Source organism: Isobaculum melis, assembly GCF_900111355.1.
GTDB lineage: Bacteria > Bacillota > Bacilli > Lactobacillales > Carnobacteriaceae > Isobaculum > Isobaculum melis.
Map to the genome: position 1 here is coordinate 111,178 of NZ_FOHA01000007.1, position 7,141 is coordinate 118,318.

A 7,141-nucleotide genomic window follows, 5' to 3' on the forward strand; every position below is an offset into this window, starting at 1 on the left:
TTCCAGTTGTTTTATTGTTTAAATGCTTTCATTAATGCTTCTGAAACAGTTGCCACACCAATGACTTCTATGCCTTTGGGATGCGTCCAACCATTTTTATTATTTTGAGGAATAAAGACACGTTTAAAACCTAACTTGGCAGCTTCCTGTACACGCTGATCAATTCGGCTCACTCGTCTGATTTCACCAGTTAACCCAATTTCACCAATAAAACAATCTGCTTGATTGGTTTCCTTTTCTCGGTAACTAGAGGCAATACTAACGGCAATCGCCAAATCAATTGCTGGCTCATCTAATTTTACACCACCAGCTGCTTTTAAATAGGCATCCTGATTTTGTAAAAGTAAGCCTGCTCTTTTTTCTAATACAGCTAAAATTAACGAAACACGATTATAATCTAGCCCACTAGCCGTTCTTTTAGCATTCCCAAAAGTGGTTGGTGCAATCAAAGATTGGACTTCTACTAAAATCGGTCTAGAGCCTTCCATAGCTGCTACAACAGCTGATCCCGTTGCCCCAGATAAACGTTCATCAAGAAAAACCTCAGATGGATTTTGAACCTCTACTAAGCCACCTTCACGCATCTCGAAAATACCAATTTCATTGGTTGAACCAAAGCGATTTTTCACAGCACGTAGAATTCTAAAGGTATGATGACGCTCCCCTTCAAAATAAAGCACGGTATCTACCATATGCTCTAACATACGCGGTCCAGCAATGGCACCTTCTTTGGTGACATGTCCAACAATAAAAATCGCAATATCATTACTCTTGGCAATCCGCATTAAGTCAGCCGTACTTTCTCTCACTTGAGCAACACTACCTGCTACATTCGTCATATCTGGCTGATTCATCGTTTGAATAGAATCAATAATCACAAATTCTGGCTGTAGCTTCTCAATCGTATTTCGAATAGCTCCCATATCTGTTTCTGGATAAATGTAAAAGTCTGTTCCTTTTACCCCTAAACGGTCTGCACGCATTTTGATTTGCTGTGCACTTTCTTCACCGGAAACATATAAAACTTTGCCTTTAGAATTTAGCTGTCCTGAAACCTGTAATAGTAAAGTTGATTTTCCAATTCCTGGATCTCCACCGATTAAAACAAGTGAGCCAGGTACTACACCACCGCCAAGAACGCGGTTTAATTCTTCTAGTTTCGTTTTCACACGGTCTTCATGTGTGACTTTAATATCAGTGATTGCTTCTGCTTTTGAAGCTTTTCCTTGTATATTTACCATGGTGCGACGATTGCCAACACCTGTATCAAGTTCTTCCATCATTTGGTTCCAAGCACCACAGTTAGGACATTTCCCCATCCATTTTGGAGATTCATAGCCACATGCTTGGCAGACATATTTTGCCGCTTTTTTCTTAGCCAATCCTCATCCCCCTAACAAAATTATTCTTTTGTATAGTATCTTGTTTATTTTACCATAACTTTTCTATTTTTTGATGGTTTTGCCGTAAAAAATCAGATGTTTAAGAAACTCTTATAAAAAAACTTCGCAAAAATCATTCATTCTCATTAAAGTTTTCTTTTTTATTAATTTCTCTCTTAGAACTAAACTAATTATGAGTATACAATTTTCAGTTTTTTATGATTCAATGATAAAAAAGACCAAAACAAATGGTTCTGATCTTTTTATCTGTTTCTTTACTTCGTTTTAACCATTTCTTTTTTTGCTTCAAAATTTTTCACTTGTATTGTGATCTTTCCTTGCTTCGCACCAATGGTTACAGTATCCCCAATGGTTACATCCCCCATAATCAAAGCTTCACTCAGACGATCTTCCACTTCTTTTTGTAGCGCTCTTCTTAAAGGTCTTGCACCATATTCAGGATCAAAGCCTTCTTTAGCAATCACTTCAATTGCCGCTGGTGTAATTTTCACATGAATATCTTTTTCAGCTAGGCGTTGTACCATATTTTTTGCCATTATTTTCACAATTTTGGCTAGTTCTTCTTTTTTCAATGAATGGAAGACAATTGTTTCATCCACACGATTTAAGAATTCTGGTCTGAAAGCTTTTTTCAATTCTTCCATAATTTTCTTTTTCATCGCTTCTTGATCTTGACTCACATCTTTCACATTAAAACCGACTGACTTTTCTTCACGAAGTGCTGTTGCACCAACATTAGAAGTCATAATTAACACCGTATTTTTAAAGTCGACTTTACGTCCTTTAGAGTCTGTCAAATGACCATCATCTAAAACTTGTAATAACAAATTAAACACATCTGGATGTGCTTTTTCTATTTCATCTAACAAAATGACAGAGTAAGGTTTTTGACGAATTTTTTCTGTTAATTGTCCACCTTCATCATAGCCTACATAACCTGGAGGAGACCCAACCAATCGACTTGTGCTATGACGTTCCATAAATTCAGACATATCAATGCGAATTAAGGCTTCTTCATCTCCAAAGACAGCTTCAGCTAGTGCTTTCGCTAATTCCGTTTTCCCAACACCTGTAGGCCCTAAAAACATAAATGAACCAATTGGACGGTTTGGATCTTTCAAGCCACTTCTTGAACGTCTCACAGCTTTTGCTAAAGCAACAACAGCTTCTTCTTGTCCAACGACACGATCATGTAAGATTTTTTCTAGATTCATCAAACGGCTACTCTCTTTTTGACTAAGTTGTTTCACTGGTATACCTGTCCAAAGAGCAGTCACTTCAGCAACATCTTCTTCAACAACACTTAAGCCTAAGCCTTTTTCTGTTTTCTGCTCTTTTTCAATTAATTGAACAATTTTTTTGCCTAATTTCATTTCTTTTGTACGAAGTAGGGCAGCCTTTTCAAAGTTCTGTTGTTGAATTTCTGCTTCTTTTTCTTGAATAATCGCTAATAATTCTGCTTGCTTTGTTGCAATTTTAGTTGGTTTGCCAGTTGCATCTAAACGAACTTTAGCTGCTGATTCATCAATTAAATCAATAGCTTTATCTGGTAATTGACGGTCAGATATATACCTAGAAGAAAGGGTTACAGCTGCTTTCACTGCTTCATCAGTAATGGTAACACCATGATGTTCTTCATATTTTGAACGTAAGCCAAATAAAATTTCTTCAGCTTCTTCATCTGTTGGCTCTGCAATTTGAATTGGCGCAAAACGTCGTTCTAAAGCTGAATCCTTTTCAATATATTTTTGATACTCATCCAATGTTGTAGCACCAATTGTTTGTAACTCGCCTCTTGCGAGTGCTGGTTTTAAAATATTAGAAGCATCAATTGCACCTTCAGCGCCGCCTGCACCAATTAAGGTATGCAATTCATCAATAAACAAAATGACATTACCATCTTGGTAAATTTCTTCAATCACTTTTTTCATACGCTCTTCAAATTCACCACGATATTTTGTTCCAGCTACCATTGAGCCCATATCTAGCATCATTAAACGTTTTTTTGCAATATCTTCAGGTACTTCATGCGCAATCATTTTTTGAGCTAACCCTTCAGCAATTGCTGTTTTACCAACACCTGGTTCTCCAATGAGTACCGGATTATTCTTTGTTCTACGACTTAACACTTGAATCAATCGTTGAATTTCTTTTGAACGGCCAACAATTGGATCTAATTTTCCAGCTGCTGCTTGGGCAGTTAAATCTCTCGCTAAAGAATCCAGTGTTGGTGTCCCACCTTGAGTGGCTTTCATTGGAGTCATTTTCCCTTTTTTGCCTTTATTACGAGTTTCTGTCACACCTAATTTTTGTAATAACAATTGACGTGTTTTATTTAAATTCACATCTAGGTTTTCTAAAATTTTTGAAGCCAAGACTTCTTCTTCTCGTAATAGTCCCAAGAGCATATGCTCCGTTCCAATTAGTGGCGCACCAAAACGACGAGCTTCATCTGCAGCAAAGGTTAAAACCTGCTTCACTCTTGGAGAATAAGGTAACATGCCATTCTGAGGCAAACGATTCATTGTTCCATAGCCAGTAAAATGTTCGATTTCCTCACGAATAGATACTTCATTAATCGAAAACTGACGAAGTGTTTTTCCTGCAATTCCATTTTGGTCAATAACTAATGCTAGCAAGATATGCTCTGTTCCTACTGCATGGTGTCTAAATTGTTTTGCTTCCATTTGTGCTAACATTAACACGGTTTCTGCACTCTCTGTAAATTCAAACATAGGCTTCTACCTCTCTATTCTTCATACTTTAGATTTTTAAATAATGATTTAAGAATGCATGCACGTAAAATACATGCTCTTGGTTCTTCAATTGCTAATGTTTGTTTATCGATTGCCGCAAGCATCAATGTTCCTTCTCTTTTTGAGATAATTTCATCTTCATAGAGTCTGGAAATAAGTGAATAGGCATCATTATAAGAAATACTTGTACCAATGAGATCAATTAAAGCATCAATAATTTCTACATCATCTAATAGCTTTACTTTGGCAATTCGAATATAGCCACCACCACCACGCTTACTTTCAACAAGGTAACCTTTCTCAATGGTAAAACGTGTATTGATAACATAATTTATTTGAGAAGGAACACATTTGAATTGGTCAGCAATTTCATTTCTTTTGATTTCAATTTGCTCATCCTGACTCAAGACTTGTTTAAGATAAGCTTCAATGATATCTGACATATTTTTCACTTGTTTCACTCCTTCGAATTTTTTTGACTAATACTGACTATTATTATACGAGAAATTCTTGCAGATTACCATTGATTATGTTTAGATTTAAATAAAACAGTAAAAATAACAAAAAAACAGCAAAGAAATTGCTGTTTTAATGATTTTAAATAAATTGCTATGAGGGTTATTTAGATAGCGTTTTTATTCATTTGAGCGTCTAGTAGTATTCACAAAACCACGACTTGTCATGGCTTCATCAAATGTCTTATCCATATAAAATAAATCACTCCAAGCACCAAAAAATAAATAATTTAAAGTGAGGCATCTCTTAAGTATTCCCTTTGTATTGCCAATATACAATCTGTTAATCGGCATTCCTAAAAACAAAAAGCAGGCACCTAGGATGGTTAATAGCTTATATATTTTCCTATTCTTCATCATTTACTACCCATGTTACTTGATGATCTTCGCCACCAACATTTAAAAAGGATGACTCAAATTTAATCTTTTCCGGAGCTTGGCCTTTCCATAAGGTAACCACACCAGTCCATTCCTTACCTTTAGCTATAGAGGTTGTATGAAAGCTTTTACCACCTACATGAGCTTTATCTGAACCAGTATTTAGAACTGTTGTCCAATCATAGGGACTTGCATTCATACTTTTATCACTATTATTTTCATAAGTCACATTTACTTCATAGGTTGGAGAACCAGATGCTTCTGGACCATCTTCTACAGAATTAACAGTGATTGTAACCTCATTAATTGTTACTGAAGATCCTATTGCCAAATCCACCAATTGATCTTTTGGTGTCTCCTCTGTTTCCTTACCAGCACTTTTTTCTTCCTTATCAGAACTGTTTGATGCTGATCCACAAGCAACCATCACTAGTGATAATAATGTAATAAAGCCTAATATACCTAAGTTTTTTAATCGTCTCATAGCTGTTACTCTCCTTCATCATTTGCTATACCTTACAATCAAATTATGCTTGAAAACCATAGTCATATCTTATGCAAAAAGCATAAGTTAATTGAGATACTTCAAATAATGACTATCTAGCTTATTTGTATTTTGAAACCACTTAAAATATGCAACAAAAAAACGTCTAATGTTTAGACGTTTCAATTTGGTTATAATGAATCGGGAAGACAGGATTCGAACCTGCGACCCCTTGGTCCCAAACCAAGTGCTCTACCAAGCTGAGCTACTTCCCGTGGACATTCAAACTATTTTTCTTCAAAAAAAAAGAAATGCACCCAAGAGGAGTCGAACCTCTAACCGCTTGATTCGTAGTCAAGTACTCTATCCAGTTGAGCTATGGGTGCGTAATCACATTAAATTTTAAAAGCTACAACAAATGGAACAACTTCATTGTACTTCGCATCAGCTACTTTGTCAATTGGCATTGTAGTGATAATAAGGTTCAAAGTCAGATGTTTCCATCTGCTTCGTACTTTTCAACATCTATTCTGGCATTTTTCAATTGCCAAACATAGTGTTTTAAAATAATGGTGCCGAGGGCCGGAATCGAACCGGCACGGTGGTCACCCACCGCAGGATTTTAAGTCCTGTGCGTCTGCCAGTTCCGCCACCCCGGCTAAAAGGTGCTTGAATTTGTTTCCAAATCCTGGCATCATATTCTCTTTTTAAGAAAAGCGGAAGACGAGGTTCGAACTCGCGACCCCCACCTTGGCAAGGTGATGTTCTACCACTGAACTACTTCCGCAAAAAAAATTAAAGCGTATTTACATGGAAACAAAGTTTCACTTATATTCGCTTTGTACTTCTCAATAGCTACTCTGTCAATTTTTCAATTGCTAAGCACAATATTTCAAAGTAATAATGCCGGCTAAAGGAGTCGAACCCTCGACCTACTGATTACAAATCAGTTGCTCTACCAACTGAGCTAAGCCGGCTAAATAATGAATTACACCAACGAACTAATTATAGTATATCACTGCTAGAATAGCAATATCTTTTCTATAGATTCTCTAGTTCAAAAGGTAAAAAAGACAAGATAGCAAAACTTCGCTTGTTATCTTATCTTTTTTGGATGAGCCGTGCAGGGTTCGAACCTGCGACCCTCTGATTAAAAGTCAGATGCTCTACCAACTGAGCTAACGGCTCATGGTGGAGGTTAACGGGATCGAACCGCTGACCCTCTGCTTGTAAGGCAGATGCTCTCCCAGCTGAGCTAAACCTCCATTAAATTCGCGTGGCAACGTCCTACCCTCGCAGAGGGAAACCCTCAACTACTATCGGCGCTAAGAAGCTTAACTTCTGTGTTCGGCATGGGAACAGGTGTATCCTTCTTGCCATCGCCACCACACTATTTAATGTTTAAGAGATGTTTCGTATCACTTACGTGCTACCTTTATTCTCTCAAAACTGGTATTGAAACAATTTGTATCATCAAGTTTTTATCTTCTTCACCATTTATTACTTGGTTAAGTCCTCGACCTATTAGTATTGGTCCGCTCCATACATCGCTGCACTTCCACTTCCAACCTATCAACCTGATCTTCTCTCAGGGGTCTTACTTGC

5 protein-coding genes, 7 tRNA genes and 2 rRNA genes are annotated in these 7,141 nt (G+C 37.0%); all 14 read right to left on the minus strand.

The genetic code is table 11. From position 1 onward, the window contains the following. Positions 1-11 precede the first annotated feature (11 nt). Complete coding sequence (radA, locus tag BMW29_RS07235) at positions 12-1,319, minus strand: DNA repair protein RadA (protein WP_425431594.1); 1,308 nt, start codon at positions 1,317-1,319, stop codon at positions 12-14. 338 nt (positions 1,320-1,657) lie between these two features. Continuing rightward, positions 1,658-4,138, minus strand: a complete 2,481-nt coding sequence (locus BMW29_RS07240; RefSeq protein ID WP_092651913.1) for an ATP-dependent Clp protease ATP-binding subunit — start codon at positions 4,136-4,138, stop codon at positions 1,658-1,660. Positions 4,139-4,152: 14 nt separating this feature from the next. Next, the gene (locus BMW29_RS07245; protein ID WP_092651927.1) at positions 4,153-4,602 is read right to left on the minus strand and encodes a CtsR family transcriptional regulator; all 450 of its coding nucleotides are present in this window, start codon (positions 4,600-4,602) and stop codon (positions 4,153-4,155) included. Between the two features lie 192 nt (positions 4,603-4,794). After that, positions 4,795-5,031 (minus strand): hypothetical protein, encoded by a 237-nt coding sequence (locus tag BMW29_RS07250; RefSeq protein WP_092651915.1) that lies wholly within the window; start codon positions 5,029-5,031, stop codon positions 4,795-4,797. Then, a complete protein-coding gene (locus BMW29_RS07255) occupies positions 5,021-5,536 on the minus strand; it encodes a hypothetical protein (RefSeq protein ID WP_092651917.1) in 516 nt (171 codons plus the stop codon). The genes BMW29_RS07250 and BMW29_RS07255 overlap by 11 nt, the downstream gene beginning before the upstream one ends. Positions 5,537-5,737: 201 nt before the next feature. After that, a tRNA-Pro gene (locus BMW29_RS07260) sits at positions 5,738-5,811 on the minus strand. 37 nt (positions 5,812-5,848) lie between these two features. Further along, positions 5,849-5,922 (minus strand) — tRNA-Arg (locus tag BMW29_RS07265). 184 nt (positions 5,923-6,106) lie between these two features. Then, a tRNA-Leu gene (locus BMW29_RS07270) sits at positions 6,107-6,195 on the minus strand. Positions 6,196-6,251: 56 nt separating this feature from the next. Then, positions 6,252-6,323: transfer RNA gene (locus tag BMW29_RS07275), tRNA-Gly, on the minus strand. Positions 6,324-6,440: 117 nt separating this feature from the next. Next, positions 6,441-6,513, minus strand: a tRNA-Thr gene (locus tag BMW29_RS07280). A 138-nt stretch (positions 6,514-6,651) separates the two neighbouring features. Beyond that, positions 6,652-6,724: transfer RNA gene (locus BMW29_RS07285), tRNA-Lys, on the minus strand. A gap of 1 nt (position 6,725) precedes the next feature. Continuing rightward, positions 6,726-6,801: transfer RNA gene (locus BMW29_RS07290), tRNA-Val, on the minus strand. 9 nt (positions 6,802-6,810) lie between these two features. Next, a 5S ribosomal RNA gene (gene rrf / locus BMW29_RS07295) occupies positions 6,811-6,926 on the minus strand. 114 nt (positions 6,927-7,040) lie between these two features. Then, positions 7,041-7,141: ribosomal RNA gene (locus tag BMW29_RS07300) — 23S ribosomal RNA — on the minus strand; the annotation flags it as partial.

Coding starts and splice junctions, on each gene's coding strand:
- radA (WP_425431594.1), bottom strand. CDS start 1,319: ATGGGGAAATGTCCTAACTGTGGTGCTTGGAACCAAATGATGGAAGAA.
- BMW29_RS07240 (WP_092651913.1), bottom strand. CDS start 4,138: ATGTTTGAATTTACAGAGAGTGCAGAAACCGTGTTAATGTTAGCACAA.
- BMW29_RS07245 (WP_092651927.1), bottom strand. CDS start 4,602: ATGTCAGATATCATTGAAGCTTATCTTAAACAAGTCTTGAGTCAGGAT.
- BMW29_RS07250 (WP_092651915.1), bottom strand. CDS start 5,031: ATGAAGAATAGGAAAATATATAAGCTATTAACCATCCTAGGTGCCTGC.
- BMW29_RS07255 (WP_092651917.1), bottom strand. CDS start 5,536: ATGAGACGATTAAAAAACTTAGGTATATTAGGCTTTATTACATTATTA.